This window comes from Tunturiibacter psychrotolerans (assembly GCF_051013365.1).
GTDB classification, from domain to species: domain Bacteria; phylum Acidobacteriota; class Terriglobia; order Terriglobales; family Acidobacteriaceae; genus Edaphobacter; species Edaphobacter psychrotolerans_A.
Genome location: NZ_CP132941.1, coordinates 726,471 through 748,681, shown reverse-complemented (window position 1 = coordinate 748,681; position 22,211 = coordinate 726,471). Strand labels below are relative to the sequence as shown.

At 56.8% G+C, this 22,211-nt stretch carries 11 protein-coding genes; all 11 read right to left on the bottom strand.

What is annotated here, in order from left to right; all coding sequences use genetic code 11:
* Positions 1-100 precede the first annotated feature (100 nt).
* Positions 101-5,062 (bottom strand): beta strand repeat-containing protein, encoded by a 4,962-nt coding sequence (locus RBB76_RS03045; protein WP_433963512.1) that lies wholly within the window; start codon positions 5,060-5,062, stop codon positions 101-103.
* Between the two features lie 248 nt (positions 5,063-5,310).
* A complete protein-coding gene (locus RBB76_RS03040; RefSeq protein ID WP_429634947.1) occupies positions 5,311-6,258 on the bottom strand; it encodes a peptidylprolyl isomerase in 948 nt (315 codons plus the stop codon).
* 193 nt (positions 6,259-6,451) lie between these two features.
* Positions 6,452-13,594, bottom strand: a complete 7,143-nt coding sequence (locus tag RBB76_RS03035) for a beta strand repeat-containing protein (protein ID WP_433963511.1) — start codon at positions 13,592-13,594, stop codon at positions 6,452-6,454.
* 210 nt (positions 13,595-13,804) lie between these two features.
* Positions 13,805-14,557, bottom strand: coding sequence for an SDR family NAD(P)-dependent oxidoreductase (locus RBB76_RS03030; protein WP_429632766.1), 753 nt, complete (start codon positions 14,555-14,557; stop codon positions 13,805-13,807).
* Between the two features lie 131 nt (positions 14,558-14,688).
* On the bottom strand, positions 14,689-16,167 hold the full coding sequence (locus tag RBB76_RS03025; RefSeq protein ID WP_429632768.1) for a lipopolysaccharide biosynthesis protein: 1,479 nt from the start codon (positions 16,165-16,167) through the stop codon (positions 14,689-14,691).
* 57 nt (positions 16,168-16,224) lie between these two features.
* Positions 16,225-16,875, bottom strand: coding sequence for a PIG-L deacetylase family protein (locus RBB76_RS03020; RefSeq protein ID WP_429632770.1), 651 nt, complete (start codon positions 16,873-16,875; stop codon positions 16,225-16,227).
* Positions 16,872-17,726: a sugar phosphate nucleotidyltransferase gene (locus RBB76_RS03015; protein WP_429632772.1), complete on the bottom strand. Its 855-nt coding sequence runs from the start codon at positions 17,724-17,726 to the stop codon at positions 16,872-16,874. Before RBB76_RS03015 ends, RBB76_RS03020 begins: the two co-directional genes overlap by 4 nt.
* Before the next feature lie 19 nt (positions 17,727-17,745).
* Complete coding sequence (locus RBB76_RS03010) at positions 17,746-19,020, bottom strand: methyltransferase domain-containing protein (protein ID WP_429632774.1); 1,275 nt, start codon at positions 19,018-19,020, stop codon at positions 17,746-17,748.
* A gap of 41 nt (positions 19,021-19,061) precedes the next feature.
* Positions 19,062-20,114: an NAD-dependent epimerase/dehydratase family protein gene (locus RBB76_RS03005; protein ID WP_429632776.1), complete on the bottom strand. Its 1,053-nt coding sequence runs from the start codon at positions 20,112-20,114 to the stop codon at positions 19,062-19,064.
* Between the two features lie 182 nt (positions 20,115-20,296).
* Positions 20,297-21,607: a DUF4910 domain-containing protein gene (locus RBB76_RS03000; protein ID WP_429632778.1), complete on the bottom strand. Its 1,311-nt coding sequence runs from the start codon at positions 21,605-21,607 to the stop codon at positions 20,297-20,299.
* Entirely contained in the window at positions 21,595-22,137 is a 543-nt protein-coding gene (gene rfbC, locus RBB76_RS02995; protein ID WP_433963510.1) for a dTDP-4-dehydrorhamnose 3,5-epimerase, read from the bottom strand. Before rfbC ends, RBB76_RS03000 begins: the two co-directional genes overlap by 13 nt.
* Positions 22,138-22,211 lie beyond the last annotated feature (74 nt).

The following is a 22,211-nucleotide window of genomic DNA, read 5'->3' as shown; positions in this document are numbered from 1 at the left end:
CAGCTTAACAGCGAGAGTGTCGGCTGTGACCGTGATCGGTGCCGTGACCACAGTGGCTACCTCTCTTTATTAGCGAAGGCATCGAACTGACGCAGCTAACTCATTTAAAGGCGACCATTTGCATAACCCATTGGCCGGAGGCCACTGTCGCTGTGGCACTGGTGCTTCCCGAAGTCGTTACAATCTTGTCTTCAGCTATATCTGCGTCCGGGGTTGTGATCAGCCGCTTGGTAAAGCCGCTTCCTGCCGCCTTCGTCGTTGTCGCTACGGTGTTTGCTCCAAAGATCAATTCGTTGGCACTCGTTGTCGTCGCGGCGCCACTGTTCGCGCTCGCACTACTTCCGCTCGCCCCCGCAACCACATCCAGCTTCGTCACTCCCTTGTACTCCAGGATGCGCACATCCGGATACACCGCCGCCTGGCTGAAGATTGCCGTTACCGTGTTGCCGCTGCCACCTGCAATGTTTGCCGCATAGTAGATCGATTGCCGCAATGCTGTACCGCTCGTCGGTCCGATGGCGAGGCTGTAGACATTCCCTGCGCTATCCTTGACCGATTGCACCGTCGCCGTAGTGTCGTTCCATCCCACCACTACCACGTTCAAGTTTCCTGGAGTCTGCGCTGCCGGGTAGCTCACGGTTACCGTTGCTGTTGGTGATTGCGGCGTCGATGAGTTTACCTGCGCGAAGCTAATCGCCGCTGTCGCGGTATAGGTGAACCCGTTGGCCAAGCTTCCGCTCTGACCGCCGGAGTTGGTCACCTTCACCGTCACCGCACCGGTGCTGCCCGGTGGCGTTGTTGCCGTGATCGTTGTGCTGTTCGCTACCGTCACATTCGTTGCAGCGGCACTGCCAAACGTCACCGTCGCCCCGGGTGCGAAGTTCGTCCCCGTGATCGTCACCGCGGTTCCGCCAGCAACTGGACCGTTGTTAGGCGACACGCCGGTTACCGCCGGCTGTCCTATATAAGTAAATGCACTGGCCAGACTCCCACTCTGGCCGTTCACCACTACCGCGACCGTCACCGCACCGGTACTGCCCGGTGGCGTTGTTGCCGTGATCGTTGTGCTGTTCGCTACCGTCACATTCGTTGCAGCGGCACTGCCAAACGTCACTGTCGCCCCGGGTGCGAAGTTCGTCCCCGTGATCGTCACCGCGGTTCCGCCAGCAACCGGACCATTGTTCGGTGACACCCCGGTCACCATCGGCTGTCCTATATAAGTAAATGCACTGGCCAGACTCCCACTCTGGCCGTTCACCACTACCGCGACCGTCACCGCACCGGTACTGCCCGGTGGCGTTGTTGCCGTGATCGTTGTGCTGTTCGCTACCGTCACATTCGTTGCAGCGGCACTGCCAAACGTCACTGTCGCCCCGGGTGCGAAGTTCGTCCCCGTGATCGTCACCGCGGTTCCGCCAGCCACCGGACCATTGTTCGGTGACACCCCGGTCACCATCGGCTGTCCTATATAAGTAAATGCACTGGCCAGACTCCCACTCTGGCCGTTCACCACTACCGCGACCGTCACCGCACCGGTACTGCCCGGTGGCGTTGTTGCCGTGATCGTTGTGCTGTTCGCTACCGTCACATTCGTTGCAGCGGCACTGCCAAACGTCACTGTCGCCCCGGGTGCGAAGTTCGTCCCCGTGATCGTCACCGCGGTTCCGCCAGCAACCGGACCATTGTTCGGTGACACCCCGGTCACCATCGGCTGCACCACTACCGTGAGGCTCACGGTGGCGATGTTGCTGTCGCCTGTTCCGTCGTTGGCCTTGAAGGTGAAGGCGTCGGAGCCGGTATAGCTTGTGTTCGGCGTGTAGGTCAGGTTCGGGGTAGAGCCGGTCAGCGAGCCATGCGTGGGCTCGCTCACCACGCTATAGACCAGGGGTAAGCCACCCGGCGACTGCGCTGTCAGTGTGATTGCTGCCGACGTTCCGGAGCTGACCGTAACCGCCTGGTTGAAAGCCACCGGTCCGACGGGCGCGGGTTTGAGCCCGACGACTGCGGTCTGCCAGCCGATGGAGGAGTTGTACTGGAAGTCGCCGCTGTAGGAGCCGGCGCTGAGAGCTGTCTGGGTCTCGTCCCAGAGATATGTGGTTGATCCGGTCTGGTCGAGGGTGTAGCCGTCGAGCGCGGTGGCGGTGGCATCGGTCTCGTTCTTCACCCAGCTGATTAGCAGAGTGTCGGCGGGGACCGTGATCGGCGCCGTGATTACGCTCGCCGAAGTTACACCCGTTCCCGGATCTGTGATGGCCGAGTAGATCGGCGGGCCGGTGATGTCTGATCCGGATGCAGCGAAGATGTGCATTACCAGCGGCGCCGGGTTGGTCAGCTGCACCGTCACCATGTGCGTCGCGCTAGTTGCTGGAACGTTCACATAATAAATCGCTCCCAGCATAGGCTCCGACTCGCCGATCCACGAGGTTGGGCCGGTCAGAACTTTCCAGCTGTTGCCCAGGTTGTCGCTTACCCCGCTGATACTTACTGGTTGACTGTTCCATGGGGAATGGCTACCCACGAACATCACCAGGGTGGATGCTCCTACTGTGTTGAACGCCGCAGTGGTGTGCGTGGTCAGCGCTGTCGTGTTGATGTAGCCCTGGCTGCTCACTCGCGATGGGGCCGGTGCCACGGTGGTCACGGTGAGACTGACTGTAGCTACGTTGCTGTCGGCCTGGCCGTCGTTGGCCTTGAAGGTGAAGGTGTCGGAGCCGGTATAGCCTGTGTTGGGGGTGTAGGTCCGGTTGGGCCCTGTCCCGGAGGAGACCTGCCCGTGCGCAGGCGGGCTTACCACGGTGTAGGTTAACGCATCCCCGTCGGCGTCGGTGGCGGTGAGCATCACTGCCGTTGGGCCTGCAACCGTCACGCTTGAGTTGCTGGCCACAGGTGCGTGGTTCGGCCCCTTGACCGTGAGGCTCACGGTGGCGATGTTGCTGTCGCCTGTTCCGTCGTTGGCCTTGAAGGTGAAGGCGTCGGAGCCGGTATAGCTTGTGTTCGGCGTGTAGGTCAGGTTCGGGGTAGAGCCGGTCAGCGAGCCATGCGTGGGCTCGCTCACCACGCTATAGACCAGGGGTAAGCCACCCGGCGACTGCGCTGTCAGTGTGATTGCTGCCGACGTTCCGGAGCTGACCGTAACCGCTTGGTTGAAAGCCACCGGTCCGACGGGCGCGGGTTTGAGCCCGACGACTGCGGTCTGCCAGCCGATGGAGGAGTTGTACTGGAAGTCGCCGCTGTAGGAGCCGGCGCTGAGAGCTGTCTGGGTCTCGTCCCAGAGATATGTGGTTGATCCGGTCTGGTCGAGGGTGTAGCCGTCGAGCGCAGTGGCGGTGGCGCTGCTCTCGTTCTTGACCCAGCTCAGTAGCAGGGTATCGACGGGCACCGTGATCGGCGCCGTGGTCACAGTGGCCGAAGTCGCACCTGTTCCCGGATCCGTGATGGCCGAGTAGATCGGCGGGCTGGTGATGTCTGATCCGGATGCAGCGAAGATGTGCATCACCAGCGGGGCCGGGTTGGTCAGCTGCACCGTCACCGCGTGCGTCGCGCTCGTCGCCGGAACGTTCACATAATAAATCGCCGACTGCTGGCCGTATTGGCTGCCCGTCCATGAGGTGGGGCCGGTCAGAACCTTCCAGCTGTTGCCCAGGTTGTCGCTCACCCCGCTGATACTTACTGGTTGACTGTTCCATGGGGAGTCCGTCGATACGAACATCACCAGGGTGGATGCTCCTACTGTGTTGAACGCCGCAGTGGTGTGCGTGGTCAGTGCCGTCCCGTTGATGTAGCCCTGGCTGCTCACTCGCGATGGGGCCGGTGCCACGGTGGTCACGGTGAGACTGACTGTAGCTACGTTGCTGTCGGCCTGGCCGTCGTTGGCCTTGAAGGTGAAGGTGTCGGAGCCGGTATAGCCTGTGTTGGGGGTGTAGGTCCGGTTGGGCCCTGTCCCGGAGGAGACCTGCCCGTGCGCAGGCGGGCTTACCACGGTGTAGGTTAACGCATCCCCGTCGGCGTCGGTGGCGGTGAGCATCACTGCCGTTGGGCCTGCAACCGTCACGCTTGAGTTGCTGGCCATAGGTGCGTGGTTCGGCCCCTTGACCGTGAGGCTCACGGTGGCGATGTTGCTGTCGCCTGTTCCGTCGTTGGCCTTGAAGGTGAAGGCGTCGGAGCCGGTATAGCTTGTGTTCGGCGTGTAGGTCAGGTTCGGGGTAGAGCCGGTCAGCGAGCCATGCGTGGGCTCGCTCACCACGCTATAGACCAGGGGTAAGCCACCCGGCGACTGCGCTGTCAGTGTGATTGCTGCCGACGTTCCGGAACTGACCGTAACCGCCTGGTTGAAAGCCACCGGTCCGACGGGCGCGGGTTTGAGCCCGACGACTGCGGTCTGCCAGCCGATGGAGGAGTTGTACTGGAAGTCGCCGCTGTAGGAGCCGGCGCTGAGAGCTGTCTGGGTCTCGTCCCAGAGATATGTGGTTGATCCGGTCTGGTCGAGGGTGTAGCCGTCGAGCGCAGTGGCGGTGGCGCTGCTCTCGTTCTTGACCCAGCTCAGTAGCAGGGTATCGACGGGCACCGTGATCGGCGCCGTGGTCACAGTGGCCGAAGTCGCACCTGTTCCCGGATCCGTGATGGCCGAGTAGATCGGCGGGCTGGTGATGTCTGATCCGGATGCAGCGAAGATGTGCATCACCAGCGGGGCCGGGTTGGTCAGCTGCACCGTCACCGCGTGCGTCGCGCTCGTCGCCGGAACGTTCACATAATAAATCGCCGACTGCTGGCCGTATTGGCTGCCCGTCCATGAGGTGGGGCCGGTCAGAACCTTCCAGCTGTTGCCCAGGTTGTCGCTCACCCCGCTGATACTTACTGGTTGACTGTTCCATGGGGAGTCCGTCGATACGAACATCACCAGGGTGGATGCTCCTACTGTGTTGAACGCCGCAGTGGTGTGCGTGGTCAGTGCCGTCCCGTTGATGTAGCCCTGGCTGCTCACTCGCGATGGGGCCGGTGCCTGCCCAACGGAAGGAATCGTTGCGAATGTTGCAAGCAAAATAAGAGCAAGAAGATCGCGCATAGATTTCGCGAGGGAATCCACGGATAACCTCCTAAGACGATCTTTCAGTTGATAGATTGCTTTCATAGGGGCACAAATACTAGTGCTGCTCAGATCGCCTTTTGAGGGTAGAAGAGCAGGGAAGGAATGGCAGCAGCGAGGAGTCTTGATAGCTGCAATTTCAACTGGGGCAAACTGAGGTCGGTGTAGGAGAGGCGGTTTACTACGGTCGGCGACGTAGTAATTGATTCAACCGTGTCAAACGCAGCTTAGCGAGCGAAATAGCTTTCGTCGAGAGAGGGCGTCGCTGAATCTTCAACATCGCGCATTTTGTCCTTCAGGCGCTGCGAACGCAAAATTTCCTTGATTTCTTCCCGAACCTGATCCAAGGAAAGCACGTATTTAGCCTTAATCCTATAGATGACATAACCATTGGGATCTGCCAATACGGATGAGATGTCACCAGACTTCAAGTTCATGATTGAAACTTGACTGGGCGGTAATGATACGCGCCTGATCAGCATGCTCGTGGCGGGCGTAGCAGTCTTGATTCCAGCAACCCGATAGGCATCGGCCTGTAGCTCGGTGAAGCCTTCGCCGGCAACCGCACGGCTATACAGAGTGGTTGCCTCGTTCTTCATCGCTTGTTGAGACTCCCCTGAGTACCTTTGTTGATCCGCATCACTTAGTTTTACGTCGGAAGATATAGGTGTAGATCGGATCTTAGGAACAAATACTCTATCTACCTCTGCTTTCTCGAATCTCGCAATGTTGTTGCGGTAATAGTCTTCGATATCACTGTCAGAGATTTGTGCAGCCCACTCCTGAATAAGCTTTTTTAGGTCCTGAGACAATATCTGAACACGAGCGAGTTTCATCTGCTCTTCATAGATCGCCCGTTTGTCGAGGCCCATTTGTTCTGCCTTGTTTGCCATTACCAGTGCATCCGCGTAACGCTCGGCAAACTCACGGCGTCCGCGTGCCGGCAGGTTAGGCTCGACGGCGTCTATGATCCTTTGGAACTGAGACTGGGTGATCACGGTTTTGCAGTTAGACGCCGCTGCTTTGCTGTTCAACGAATTGCTGCAGAGGCCGGTAATTGTGATTGCCGCCTTATCCGACGCGGTGTTTCCGGTTCTCGATTTCGAGTTCAAATCGTGAGCAGCGTCTTCAGCTTTAGGAGCGACCTGCCCTGCTAAAGCTGATGTCGAGTTCACTATCGGATATACAAATAGAAGCCCAAGCAATAGGCAAACCAACCCATATCGTGTCATGTTCGTTGACTCCCCATCCCCAGTTGATAGTTAGATTGGCAGTAAGCCACTGAACCCAGTTCATAGCCGCTGCCGCGTAGTCGAAGGTTGCCTAACTCTTTCTTAGCAGCTACGCATCCTAGTGACGCAACTTAACTCATTTAAACGCGACTATTTGCATGACCCAGGGACCGGAGGTCAACGTTGCCGTGGCACTGTTGCTTCCGGCCGTCGTCACGATCTTGTCTTCAGCAATGTCTCCGTCCGGCGTCGTGATAACCCGCGACGTAAATCCGGTCCCCACCTTCGTCGTCGTCGTCGCTACCATGTCCGCCCCGAAGATCAACTCGTTGGCGGCGGTCGTCGTCGCGGCGCCGCTATTGGCACTCGCGCTGCTCCCGCTCGCCCCAGCCGTCACATCCAGTGCCGTCACTCCCGTGTACTCCAGAATGCGCACATCCGGATAGGCCGCTGCCTGGCTGAACGTCACCGTCACTGTATTGCCGCTGCCACCCGCAATGTTTGACGCATAGTAGATCGACTGCCGCAACGCTGTCCCGCTGGTCGGCCCGATCGCCAGACTGTAGGTGTTCCCTGAGCTATCCTTCACCGACTGCACCGTCGCCGTAGTGTCGTTCCATCCCACTACCACCACGTTCATATCACCCAGCGTCTGCTCTCCCGGGTAGCTCACGCTCACCGTTGCTGTTGGTGACTGCGGCGTCGCCGAAGCCACCTGCGAGAAGCTGATCGTCGCCGCCGCGTAGGTGAACCCGTTGGCCAGACTTCCGCTCTGCGACCCAACGTTGGTCACCGTCACCGTCGCCGCACCGGCACTGCCCGCCGGCGTCGTCGCTGTGATCGTCGTGCTGTTCACCACCACCACGCTGGTTGCCGCAGTACTGCCAAACGTCACCGTCGCCCCGGCTGCGAAGTTGGTTCCCGTGATCGTCACTGCGGTCCCGCCCGCTACCGGACCGTTGTTCGGACTCACACTGCTTACCGTCGGCTTCACCACATACGTGAAGCCGTTGGTCAGGCTCCCGCTCTGCGACCCAACGTTGGTCACGGTCACCGTCACTGCACCGGCACTGCCCGCCGGCGTTGTCGCTGTGATCGTGGTGCTGTTCACTACCACCACGTTTGTCGCTGCCGAACTGCCAAATGTCACCGTCGCCCCGGCTGCGAAGTTCGTCCCCGTGATCGTCACCGCCGTTCCACCCGATGTCGACCCGCTGTTCGGGCTCACACTGCTCACCGTCGGCTGTGCAATATAGGTAAAGGCACTGGCCAGACTTCCACTCTGCCCGTTCGCCGTCACCGTCACCGTCACCGCGCCGGCACTCCCCGCCGGCGTCGTCGCTGTGATCGTGGTGCTGTTCACTACCACGACGCTGGTTGCCGCAGTACTGCCAAACGTTACCGTCGCCCCAGCTGTGAAGTTCGTGCCTGTGATCGTCACGGCCGTTCCACCCGCCACCAGACCACTGCTTGGCGACACCCTGCTCACCGTCGGCGTTGCGATATAGGTAAATGCATTGGACAGGCTTCCGCTCTGCCCGTTCGCTGTCACTGTCACGGTCACCGCACCGGCACTACCTGCCGGCGTCGCGGCCGTGATCGTCGTGCTGTTGACTACCACCACGCTGGTTGCCGCCGTACTTCCAAATGTCACCGAGGCCCCGGCTGCAAAGTTCGTCCCCGTGATCGTCACTGCCGTTCCACCCGAAGTCGACCCACTGGTCGGGCTCACACTACTCACCGTCGGCGCCGGGCCAGAAACAGCCGAGAACGTCACCATCTGCATGACCCAGGGACCGGCCGAGGTCAGTGTCGCTGTGGCGCTGTTGCTGCCCGCCGCCGTCGCCACCTTGTCCTCTGCTATATCTCCGTCCTGCGACGTGATGATCCGCGACGTAAATCCGCTCCCCGCCGCCCCCGTCGTCGTCGCTACCATGTCCGCCCCGAAGATCAACTCGTTGGCGGCGGTCGTCGTCGCGGCGCCGCTATTGGCACTCGCGCTGCTCCCGCTCGCCCCAGCCGTCACATCCAGTGCCGTCACTCCCGTGTACTCCAGAATGCGCACATCCGGATAGGCCGCTGCCTGGCTGAACGTCACCGTCACCGTGTTGCCGCCTGTCACACTGACCGGTGCATAGTAGATCGATTGCCGCAACGCCGTTCCGCTGGTCGGCCCGATCGCCAGACTGTAGGTGTTCCCTGCGCTATCCTTCACCGACTGCACCGTCGCCGTAGTGTCGTTCCATCCCACTACCACCACGTTCATATCACCCAGCGTCTGCTCTCCCGGGTAGCTCACGCTCACCGTTGCTGTTGGTGACTGCGGCGTCGCCGAAGCCACCTGCGAGAAACTGATCGCCACCGGCGCGTTGTAGGTGAAGCCGTTGGCCAGACTTCCGCTCTGCGACCCAACGTTGGTCACCGTCACCGTCGCCGCACCGGCACTGCCCGCTGGCGTTGTCGCTGTGATCGTCGTGCTGTTCACGACTACCACGTTTGTTGCTGCCGCACTACCAAATGTCACCGTCGCCCCGGCTGCGAAGTTCGTCCCCGTGATGGTCACCGCCGTTCCACCCAAAGTCGACCCGCTGTTCGGGCTCACGCTGCTCACTGTCGGCTGTGCAATATAGGTAAAGGCACCGGTCAGACCTCCACTCTGCCCGTTCGCCGTCACCGTCACCGTCACCGCACCGGCACTGCCCGCCGGCGTCGTCGCTGTGATCGTCGTGCTGTTCACCACCACCACGCTGGTTGCCGCAGTACTGCCAAACGTCACCGTCGCCCCGGCTGCGAAGTTGGTTCCCGTGATCGTCACTGCGGTCCCGCCCGCTACCGGACCGTTGTTCGGACTCACACTGCTTACCGTCGGCTTCACCACATACGTGAAGCCGTTGGTCAGGCTCCCGCTCTGCGACCCAACGTTGGTCACGGTCACCGTCACTGCACCGGCACTGCCCGCCGGCGTTGTCGCTGTGATCGTGGTGCTGTTCACTACCACCACGTTTGTCGCTGCCGAACTGCCAAATGTCACCGTCGCCCCGGCTGCGAAGTTCGTCCCCGTGATCGTCACCGCCGTTCCACCCGATGTCGACCCGCTGTTCGGGCTCACACTGCTCACCGTCGGCTGTGCAATATAGGTAAAGGCACTGGCCAGACTTCCACTCTGCCCGTTCGCCGTCACCGTCACCGTCACCGCGCCGGCACTCCCCGCCGGCGTCGTCGCTGTGATCGTGGTGCTGTTCACTACCACGACGCTGGTTGCCGCAGTACTGCCAAACGTTACCGTCGCCCCAGCTGTGAAGTTCGTGCCTGTGATCGTCACGGCCGTTCCACCCGCCACCAGACCACTGCTTGGCGACACCCTGCTCACCGTCGGCGTTGCGATATAGGTAAATGCATTGGACAGGCTTCCGCTCTGCCCGTTCGCTGTCACTGTCACGGTCACCGCACCGGCACTACCTGCCGGCGTCGCGGCCGTGATCGTCGTGCTGTTGACTACCACCACGCTGGTTGCCGCCGTACTTCCAAATGTCACCGAGGCCCCGGCTGCAAAGTTCGTCCCCGTGATCGTCACTGCCGTTCCACCCGAAGTCGACCCACTGGTCGGGCTCACACTACTCACCGTCGGCGCCGGGCCAGAAACAGCCGAGAACGTCACCATCTGCATGACCCAGGGACCGGCCGAGGTCAGTGTCGCTGTGGCGCTGTTGCTGCCCGCCGCCGTCGCCACCTTGTCCTCTGCTATATCTCCGTCCTGCGACGTGATGATCCGCGACGTAAATCCGCTCCCCGCCGCCCCCGTCGTCGTCGCTACCATGTCCGCCCCGAAGATCAACTCGTTGGCGGCGGTCGTCGTCGCGGCGCCGCTATTGGCACTCGCGCTGCTCCCGCTCGCCCCAGCCGTCACATCCAGTGCCGTCACTCCCGTGTACTCCAGAATGCGCACATCCGGATAGGCCGCTGCCTGGCTGAACGTCACCGTCACCGTGTTGCCGCCTGTCACACTGACCGGTGCATAGTAGATCGATTGCCGCAACGCCGTTCCGCTGGTCGGCCCGATCGCCAGACTGTAGGTGTTCCCTGCGCTATCCTTCACCGACTGCACCGTCGCCGTAGTGTCGTTCCATCCCACTACCACCACGTTCATATCACCCAGCGTCTGCTCTCCCGGGTAGCTCACGCTCACCGTTGCTGTTGGTGACTGCGGCGTCGCCGAAGCCACCTGCGAGAAACTGATCGCCACCGGCGCGTTGTAGGTGAAGCCGTTGGCCAGACTTCCGCTCTGCCCGTTCGCCGTCATCGTCACTGTCACCGCACCGGCACTCCCTGCTGGCGTTGTCGCTGTGATCTCCGTGCTGTTCACGACTACCACGTTTGTTGCTGCCGCACTGCCAAACGTCACCGTCGCCCCGGCTGCGAAGTTCGTCCCCGTGATCGTCACCGCCGTTCCACCCGCCACCGGACCGTTGTTCGGACTCACACTGCTCACCGCGGGCTCCCCCACCACATAGGTGAACGCGTTGGCCAGGCTCCCGCTCTGCGACCCAACGTTGGTCACCGTCACCGTCACTGCACCGGCACTGCCCGCTGGCGTTGTCGCTGTGATCGTCGTGCTGTTCAATACCACCACGTTCGTCGCGGCCGTCCCGCCAAACGTCACCGCTGCTCCCGCCGCGAAGTTCGTTCCCGTGATCGTTGCCACAGTTCCGCCTGAGGTCGATCCGTTGGTCGGACTCACACTGCTTATCGTCGGTTGTCCGATATAAGTAAATGCATTGGCCAGGTTTCCGCTCTGCCCACCGGAGTTAGTTACCGTCACCGTCGCGGCGCCGACACTGCCCGCTGGCGTCGTCGCTGTGATCGTCGTGCTGTTTACTACAGCCACGTTCGTTGCTGCAGTACCGCCAAACGTCACCGTTGCGCCTGCTGCGAAATCAATACCCGTGATCGTCACCGACGTTCCGCCCTTTACCGGGCCACTATTCGGTGTAATTCCGCTCACAAATGGTACGGTACTCGCAGCTGCCGCTCGGAACGTGACAGCCTGCATCACCCACGCCCCAGAAGCATTCAGAGGCGCCCAAGAGTGATAGCTGCCAGGCACGTTGACCAGGTAATCTGCTGCAAGGTCTGAGTTCGGAGACGTAATGGTTCTGATTGTGTAAGGCGCACCTGCCATGATGGTGGTGTTGCTGCTCACCATATCTGCCCCGACAATCAGTTCGTTCGCGGCAGTCGTCCCGAAAAACCCACTGTCGGCGACGTTGCTATTTCCGCTGGCTCCGGCAGATACATCAAGTGGATTCGACGTAGCCACTCCGCTATATTCCAAGATTCGCACATCAGGCTTGGTAGCGCCTTGATTGAAGATAACGGTCACTGTATTGGTGTTGCTGCCGACGATATTCGTCGCGTAGTAGATAGATTCGCGTAAAGCAGTGCCCGTGGTTGGGCCGACCGCAAGCGCGTAGTTGTTCCCAGCGGAATCGGTAATCGACTGCACGGTGGCAGCGCTGTCATTCCAACCCACGATTACGACGTTCAGGTCACCAGCCGTCTGCGGTCCCGTATAGGCCACAGGAACCAGTGCCGTAGTAGATTGAGGCGTGGCCGAAGCTACCTGAACGAACTGAACTCCCTGAAAGGGGGGGGGATTAAGGCCATAGACTTGTAACTGTCCAGAAAACGAAGCCGCGTACACTTTCCCGTTTGCGATTGTGGGCGGGACAAACTTGGCATAATTGCCTACGGCGTCACGTGTCGGGTTCTGTGTGCTGTCCCACAGTTCCGTCGCGAGGTCTGTGGCGTCGAAAGCCCGCACGACGCCAGGGACTGGAACGCCAGTCGCTACTCCAGAAAGGGGCGCCGAAGACCATACAATGCCTGAACCTGCAAGGCTCCCGCTGGCTGAGACAGAGAGGGCAGCCGCATTAGAGAATCCGGTAGAATTCTCTATTTTGCCTTCCGAAATGGCAGTTGTGTTAAAACTCGATCCTTTGAACTGGAAGGCTTTCAGAAAATCCGTCCGCCCCCAGACATAGACGACGGGGCCGTTGTTCGGACTGTTCCAGTAGACGGGCGAACTGAAGAAGGGTCCGGTTGTTGCCGTAAACTCCTGTGCATCATTGTCGACACTAGAGTTAAAGTGGCCCATATTGGTGGAATTCACCACGCGAAAGATCGTATCCTTGCCCTGCCCCACCAAAAGTGAAGTGCCGGGCATGAGCATGGGGCCGCCAGCGCCCAGATCAGTGTTATCTGCGTTCAACGTCGCCTGATTGGAAGGGGTGAAATAGTCCGCCACAGTCAGACTCGATCCACTAAACTTCACGAAAGAGTCGCCGTAATCTATGCCGCCTACGACATTTGCGGTGAAGTCTCCATTTCCGGTCATCGTATAGACGTTGCCTGAGGTGTCGCCAACAAGACCCTGCCCCACGGACCAAATGCCACCATCGTCTCCATCTGGCGTGACGTTGAAGATTCCCTCTGGTTGTAAATTGGTAGCGTTATAGCTCATCACCCATCCGTGCCACGTACCAATGTCTCCTTGCGAGCCAAAGGCGACGTAGATCACCCCGTTCTGAAGGAGCAAAGAGGGTCGCTGAAGATGATAAGTCGGATCGAAGGTTACTATACCTCCCTGGCTACCCGTGCCGGTTCCGCTCACCTGTCCAGTGATCTCCATCGGCCCACCGAGCTGCTCGATCCCGGACGTCACATCTAATGCGTGCAGAAAATAGTGATAGGTGTTGTTGCTGGTATTCTTGGTTCTGTTCACCACGTAGATGATTCCCGCAACCGGATCGATTACGGGCGTGCTGGTAATACCGATCTCTGGGCTGATGTCATAGTAAGGGCAATCGTTGGGATTAGTGTCGCCCGTAATGATGCAAATATCTTGACTGGGGACAGACGTCCCCAGGCTCACTTGCCATAAAGGCGCCGGGGAGTTGGGATTGTCGGCATCAAACGCGTAGACGCTGTTATGCTGCGTGGCAACGTAGACTACGTTGTGGGTCGCGCCTTGAATATTGAGCGATGGAACATACAACGGCTGTGCATAGATAAACCCGTCAACCGTGCGCCAAAAGATTTTGCCGAAACTGTTTTGGTTGACGTTTGAAGTGTTCAGGGTAGTCTCACTGAGGTTCTGTCCGGTCCGTGCGTTATCATTATGTTGAGTTAGAACTGGGACTTGTCCAAGTGCGATAATCCCCTGGAACAGGGTCAGGATTAGCAGGCTGATTTTAGCAACTCGCTTGATAGGGTCTTTCATTTTTCTTTGCTCAGAGGCGAAACCTACACTTTGCATCTCGTTGACCCCGCCTTTTTCTCTGCGTATCCCTGCTAAGAGTGAATCCGATTCCTGATCCACAGGGCGAGCGGTACTAGGGAGTCAAGACATTTCCCCTAGTCCGCCGATCCCCTTATGTTCGGGGCCGAGCCATCACTGCAAAAAGCATTTCGTGAAGCTGCATCGCGCAAATCAAGTAAATGTCTTGCGCATCGGACGGATAGTAATTTCCGTTACCTCGGCCGTTGGAGGGAGCAGCAGGGTATGAACAACGACAGAGGCGATGTCCTCTGGCTGCAACAACGCGTCTGGATGATATTCATGTCCTTCTTGTCGAAAAAGCCGCTCCTGCATCGGCGTTGCAGTGCGCCCGAGATAGACCGAAAGCACCCGAATCCCTTTTGGGTTGACCTCTTCGCGTAGACTTTCTGCAATCGCTTTCAAAGCGTGTTTCGTTGCGGCGTATTGCCCAATGTCCGGTCGTTTCGCCGCTAATCCGACGGTGGAGTTGATGAAAACAATTTGCCCGCGCTCGGCAATCAAGAGAGGCAGCAGACGTTGAGTCAATAAGTAGGGCGCGCGAACGTTGGTGGAATATTGCAAATCCAAATTCTCAATACGTGCGCGCTCCATCACATCCTGATGAATGACTCCGGCGCAGTGAATCAGAATATCAAGGCGGCCGGCGCTTTCCAGATGCACTAGAAGTGCTTGGAGGTCCTCTTCCAAAGTTAAATCACCTTGAAACTCAGTAGCTTGTGAATACTCCTGTGCTGCGGCGACCGTCTTCGCCAGGCCAATGGAATTTCTTCCCAAAGCACATACGTGAACGCCCTCTCGGGACAAAGCAACAGCAATAGCCCGCCCAATGCCGCCGCTCGCGCCGGTGACTACAGCTATACGCCCTGCCAGAGAACCGAGCTCTTGCGTTGATTCGCTACCCACGTCAGCCTCTATCTGAATGTTCTAAGCCGGAATGGCATTTATGCTCGCGATTACGGGTGACGATATTTCCTCGCATCCTGGTCCCGGATGGATATAAATCAGCCCGGATTCGGATGCTACTTCGTTTGCTGCTAAGCCGAGGCTGGGGCTTTTTCTTTCGTTGACAAAGATCCGATCAATTCGCGAAATAAACCTAAGTACAATGATCTCTGCGTGGCAACAGACATGAGGGCCCCGAGAAACGTAGTGAGAAGAATAGTGCTCTCGATAACGAGGCGGACTAGAGGAGACAACGATTGACAAAGAGCTAACCCCACTCCGAGAGCCACCCCCCCAGCCACCACGCTCGAAACGAGCGGTGAGCTTGCGGTTCGCACAACATCCAAGAAGGAAATCTCCGTGCCGTGTACGGCCCAGGTAATGAGCGGAATGAGCCAGAGGGTCATCACCACCGAGTAGGCACAAGCGACGCCCCTCGGGCCATACGGCAATCCGATGATGTAGCCGAGAATCATAATCGGTGCAATCACGAGAGACATTCTCATAAGCCGGCCGATCCGGCCGCTCGCAATAAGCAGCCACGATAACGGATTGGCTATCGCGAAGACTAAGATCGTCGGCGCGAGCCAGCGAAAAATAGGTGCGGCATCTTTCCACTTCGCCCCCAAGAGAACGAGCACCACATCATTCGCAAAAAAGGCGCACGCAATTGTGATAGGCAGGGTCAGACCTAGCACCAAAGAAAAGCCCTTCAGGAAATAATTTCTGCGGCGAGCGGGGTCGTCCTGGAGTCGGGACAACGCCGAAAACGCAACTTCGCCTGCCGCTGAATTCAGGTTGCTTGTAGGAATGTTAATGAGTTGGTAGGCCCGTCCATAGAGTCCGACAGCATCAACTCCCCAAAAACGGCCCAACAGAACTTTTTCCAGGTTACTGGCGACATAAACGATGAGGCCTGTCAAGGTAATGGTGCCGCCGAAACGCATCATAGAGCGGATTCCGACCCGTCTGCGTGGCAGCCCCGGAACCCAGGCCGTAGCCAGCCAGAACCCCACAGTACTTACTAGTGGAACTGTCACCGTCATCGCTACGATCGACCAATACCCAAAACCGGCCTTGGCCCCGGCTATAGCCAGAGCCGAACCAGCGATCAGCCCAACGGTATTTATGATCGCTAACGCGGTAAAACGCATTTGGCGTTGCAGAAGCACCGAGTGTTGTATTCCTGCCCCATTGAAAAGAAATCCAAGCGCCACGACAGCTGCGATCCCAGACAATCTAGGCTCGTGATAAAAAGCAGCGATAACCGGTGCGCCCGCTACCGCCAGAAGTCCAAGAAGTATTCCCACGGATAAATTGATCCAGAACAACGTCGAAATCTGCTCATTCGTAACTGTCGGACGCTGAATTGCAGCGGACGAGAGCCCAAAGTCCCGGAATAGTGTCAAGACGTCAGTGAAGGCTGTGACCATGCCCACCAAGCCGAAGTCTTTGGGCCCCAAGAGCCGAGCCAATATCATGAGGGAGATCAAACGAAGGAAAAAGTTGGCGCCTTGGGCGCAAAGTCTCGCCATTCCGCCACGTATTGTTTTCTCTTTCAAATCCTTCATGGGGCTTTTACGACGTAAACCGAGCATCCCATTGTCAATACTCTCTTTTAGTGGAACTCAGATTATTAGCTTGCGACAGTAAAACGCTTCGGCGTAACCGCTGGACGCGGCACACTCCATTCCTCGCAGTCGCATTAGAGAAAGAAAAGTTTCCGGGTGGAACCAATGTTTCGTCCGTTGCGAGTGGAAGGCCTCCATGAGGTAGCCTATTTTTTTTTCGCAGACTTCTTTCTCGAGCGGCACGAAAACGCTGGGCCGCCCCAAGTCGCCGTCGTATTTCGGAATTTCGTACTCTAAAATGAAATGACCACGGAAGGTATTCCAAGTGAGTTGCGAGATCAGGCGGTGGTCTTGATGAGCGTCATTACCATTGTGAGTGAAGATAAGGTCGGGGGAAAGCTGCTTCAGATCATTTTCAAAAACAGCTTTCACTTCGCCACCCACATATGGCATAAATCCGTCTTGGAATGATTTTAGCTGTGGGCCGTTCAGGCGAGAGCCGGCAAACAGCTGCGCCCCACGCCTGGCTTCGGCCTCTCGGATTCCAATCGCATTGAAAACAACCCAGTGAAACTCACATCCAGGGTATTGATCGGCCAACCGTAGGATCGTGCCCCCGCACCCAATTTCGATATCGTCGGAGTGCGCTCCCATACACAGAATCTTTAGGCCGCCCCCAGGTTTCACGTTCAAATTCAGATGCATCATACGTGCGCCGATACCACTATTTGCTGTTCCTTGCGCTGTTCGAGAGGCGGGCAGTTGCAGTCTACTGAGGAATTCGCGGCGCAATTCCAGACCTTCCACGGCGCCGAACCTTGGTTGAGTTCCTCCAGATGCTGCTTGTCTTTGAAAGTATCCATGCATTGCCAGAAACCGTTGTACTTGTGGGCAAGCAACGCCTGCTTATCGATTAATCGCTGGAAAGGCTCTCGAACCAGTTCCTCGCCGGGCAGAATATGACGGAAAATATCATTGCGCATAGCGAAGAATCCGCCGTTGATCCAAATATCAGTACGGGTTATCGGGCGGATTTCCCTCACCATCCCTTCAGGCCCCGCATCAACGATGTCGAAACTCGAGGTCGGCTGCACCAGCAGCAAAGAGGCGATGGCATTACTCTTCCGAAACGTGTCGAGCATCGTTGGAAGAGGTACATCGCTCAATCCGTCTCCATAATTAGCGAGAAACATCTCTTCTCCCTGCACGTAGGGTTCTATGGCCTTGAGACGTTGCCCAATGTTGGCATTCGCCCCCGTCTCGACAAAGGTAATTGTCCAGTCGTCCATGTCACGATTTAGAAGTTCGACGTTCTTCCCACCTTTCGACCAGACAAAATTATTGGAAACAGATTCATCGTAGTGGAGAAAGTAGTCTTTGATGCAGTTGCCCTTGTACCCGAGGCACAGGATGAAGTCTTTGTGGCCGAAGTGGGCATAGTACTTCATTAGATGCCACATGATCGGTCGCGTTCCAATTTGCACCATAGGTTTAGGTACATCATCAGAATATCCACGGAGCCTCATGCCCGATCCGCCGCAAAATAAGACTACTTTCATGACTAGTCACTCCTTACTTTTAGAGAATCGTCGCCTTGGGGATCGGCACTACAAACTTCCCGTCCCACTCACGGATGTACTGCAGTTGCTGCATGATTTCGTTTTGCAAGTTCCAGGGTAAGATCACCACATAGTCTGGCTTCGTCTCGCGGATTCGGTCGGGATGATAAATCGGAATGTGCGTGCCCGGCAAAAATCGTCCTTGTTTGTAGGGGCTTCGATCTACCGTGTATCCGATTAGGTCCTTTCCGATACCACAATAATGCAGCAACGTTGCGCTTTTGCCGGGTGCGCCATAGCCCGCTACACTCTTACCCGCACGAGCGGCGTCAAGCAAGAAGTCTAGAAGTGCCAATTTGGTCTCCTTTACCTGCTTGGCAAAACTCATATAGCCTTCTATCGTGCCAAGCCCAGCTTGCTCCTCGTCTTCAATCAAACGCGCAACGCTTGGCTCTACGAGGTGCGTTTTTGCCTCTACACGGCATGCGAACACGCGCAACGAGCCACCATGCGATGCCAACTCCTCAACGTCGAACACTCTAAGGCCATGTGCCTCCATGAGGCGCACCGTCGTCAACAAGGAGAAATAGGAGAAATGCTCGTGATAAATGGTGTCAAACTCATTGTGCTCAATTAGTTTTAGCAAATGCGGAAACTCGAGTGTGAGCACTCCTTCAGGCTTCAGCAGAACCTTCAATCCTTCGACAAAGTCATTCAGGTCCGGCACCTGCGCGAGCACATTATTGCCGAGAACGAGATCTGCGCTGCGGCCAGCACTCACTAGTTCCTCGGCCAGTTGCGTTCCAAAGAACTTCACTAGTGTCGGCACTCCCTTTTCCACCGCGACCTTAGCTACATTAGCTGCGGGCTCAATGCCGAGCACTGGCACATTGCGCTGAACAAAATACTGCAAGAGATAGCCGTCATTGCTGGCTACCTCGACGACAAAGCTTTCTCCGCGGAGACCAAATCGCGATTTCATGAGGGCACAGTAATTGTCTGCGTGCTTAAGCCATGAGTCCGAATATGACGAGAAATACGCGTACTCGCCGAAAATATTTTGTGGGCTTTCGTATTCTTCCAACTGCACCAAAAAGCACTTCCCGCAAACATACACATGAAGAGGGAAGTAGACTTCGCCGCGGTTTAGGTCAGCTGGAGCAGGGTAGCTTTCGCAGAGAGGGGACATTCCCAAGTCGACAAAAGTGTCCTCTAAACCGGCTCCGCAAAAACGGCATAGTCTAGCGGTAATTGTCTCTTGCTCTGTTGCAGCAGTCATAATCATCGTAGCCATAGGTGTTATCCGAGGTCATAAAATGAATTTCAGTGTATCTTTCAGGCGACAACTGATGCCTGGGCATACCGACTGGTCCATTGCAATGAACTGTCAAGTTGACCTGCGTTCACCAGCTTCTGTATTTGCGCAATTCGAACGTAGTGTCCCTGCTCTATATCCGTTGTAGTAAGCCGTACCGCACTGTATGCCTCATAGAGTTCTCGCGCACCTTCGAGAGCGGTCCACTGGGGCTGAAAACCCGGTAGCATTCGACCGATCTTGTCGAAGTTGACGCGATAGCAGCGGAGATCAGGACCACCACCAGGAGCGAACTCAATTTGGCAACCAGGAACGACTGAAGCAACAATATCGGCGAGTTCGCGTACGCGGAAGTTCTCCTGGTTGCGCCCGACGTTGAAGATCTGGTTGTGCACGGCTTCGCGCGGTGCATCAAGTACTGCAATCACTGCTGCGATAATGTCACGGATGTGGACGATGGGACGCCAAGGCGTACCGTCGCTCTTTATGTAAATCCGACCCGTGGTGAACGCCGACGCTACTAGGTCATTCAGCACGATATCGAGACGAAGGCGAGGCGAAACACCATACGCCGTGGCGTTGCGCATATATGTCGGGGTAAAGTTATCGTCAGCCAGGACCGCAATATCGCGCTCCGACAAAACCTTCGATTCTCCATATGGCGTGACCGGGTTCAATTCCGAATTTTCGTCGAGAAAAGCGTCTCCTGCTGCGCCGTACGTACTACAGGAAGATGCAAAAACAAAACGCTTAGTACCTGCATCTTTCGCAAGCTTTGCTAAATGCACGGAGGCCAAATGATTGATGTCGTAGGTGAGTTGAGGATTAAGGTTCCCCACTGGATCATTGGACAACGCGGCCAAATGCACAACTGCATTGAAGCCTTCGATGTCCGCGTGCTTCAGGTCTCGAAGGTCCTTGCGAATCTCAGGGACCTTTTTTTGATCCGCTCCAAAGATACAGCCTTCATATAATCCTGTATCGAGGCCAACCACATCGTGCCCCGCGGCGAGCAACATAGATACTGCTACTGAACCTATATAGCCTTTATGGCCAGTCAACAACACTTTCATAAGAGTCCTTTAAAAAAACTTCAACTTGATACGATCGATTGGATTTGTTGCTAATATGCTTGCGATGGGGAAAAGCACTCTTGATGGAGCGATTGAGATAAGGACGCGATAAGCGGAAGTTACAGCTAAGTCGCTTATTGTTCCGGTACCTGGGTGATTGCGAGATCCTGAAGTTCAAAAGTCTAGGTCAACGGAGACAACAGGCTAGCATCGCAAAGCAACCGAGCCGCTTCACTTATGGTGAAAAACGGTATTTTGGATCGCTCAGCAATATCTAATAGAGAATGGTCTCCATCAGAAAGACTAAGTACCCAAAGCCTGGCATTGATCTCAGTCCCGATGGAATCCCCGCCCGTAGCCCTGTAGAGATTTCGCTTCCCAAGCTGTGGTTCGCAGTAGGGGTTTTGATTGACGTATCGGCGATTGTTCTCGAGAACGTCCACAATTCCCAAACATGCATGAAGGGATCCAGCCAACGAAGCGGGTTGGATGAAATCGAGGTTGTCGGCGGAGGTGTGATACTCGGGGAAAGTCCCCCAAACGCTTCTCATTAAACAACCGACGGGAAGATTGAAACCTGGCGAACAGTACTGCCGTTCGTCATAGCCATACGGCGAGAAGTCTAGAATCTCCGATGATTCCCCGCAATCTCTGAGAACGCAGGCCACGGCCCTGTCGATCTCCGCATTTCCCCGGCGACTCTTCTTGTAATGAAATCCACCAACGTCCCCAATGCCCGAAAGCACTAAGCCATGGCGGATGTTTCCTACTGCCTTGCGGTTTTGCGCCAGCCAAGTAATAGCGCCGATGGTTCCGGGAATGAAGAGGAACCTGTAGGAGTAGCGGAGATCGCGTCCGGACAGATGACGTGCCAGAAATGTTGATACGGCTAATCCGGAGAGATTGTCATTCGCCAAGGATGGATGGCACGCATGACACGAGATCAAAACCTCGTCGGAGGAACGGCCGGCGAAGTAACATTCCCCATACGTCAAATGTCCCTCTTCGAGCGTAGAGTCGATGCATACCTCGTAGTCGCCGTCGTCGAGCTGCAACATCTGGTTATGGGACAGACAGAATCCCCAATCTTCCTTGTAGTATGACGTTCGATAAGGAATCCAATCTGGCTGCTCAGGAATTGTGGAGAGGTGCGGCCTGATCTCGTTCAATGGCAGGGTGGCGTGCACCGGCGTGCTGTAATTCATCACGTGCAGGTTGCATTGTTGGAAATCGACAACTCGCTTCCCGTCAGGCGCCTTGATATAGGCGTCCCGAATGTTCCACTCCTTGGGCACTCTCCAATCGAAGACGGGCGTTCCCGTTGGCACTTCAAAGATCTGCAGCGGAATCCGATTCTGAATCATCTTCAGGGTCTGGCGAATTCCGTTGCCGGTGATACTGCGGCAGATTGGGTAGAGGTCTGCCGCGAAGCGGTGCAATTCTCCGCCGAGCTCTGATACATTCCTACCGTCGAGTTCCTTCAGGAGATCCACGCTTTATCAAAATTCGGGTAAGTCCGGTCCCGGTCGGAAATCACTTCCACTTTTTCCGGCCAAAGTATCTGAAATGCCGGATCATTCCACCGTACTCCACGGGCGGATTCTACATCATAGAATTCGGACATTTGATACAGAACCTCTGTCTCGTCTTCAATGGTCAGAAATCCGTGCGCGCATCCCTCTGGGACGTAGACCATATGACGGTTTGCAGCCGTCAACGTGACCGCGACCCAGTCCCTGTAGGTTGGCGAGGACGAACGTAGATCGAGCACTACATCCCAGATCGCTCCTCTCGTGCAACGAACGACCTTGGCCTCCGAATGAGGCAGCGCCTGGAAGTGCATGCCACGGAGCGTTCCCTTCCACGTGTTGAATGAAATGTTGCACTGTACCAGTTTTGGGTTAAGTCCATGAGCCTCGAACTCCCTCTGGCACCAAGACCGTGCGAAGAACCCGCGGTTGTCGACATGCGGCTCAACGTGAATCTCGAACACTCCTGATAGCTTCGTTTCGTAAAAGAGCATGTGAGAGCGATATAGCCAACAACTCCGTAAGCGGCTACGAATTCCTCGGTGAACGGATAAAGAAGTATTCCACG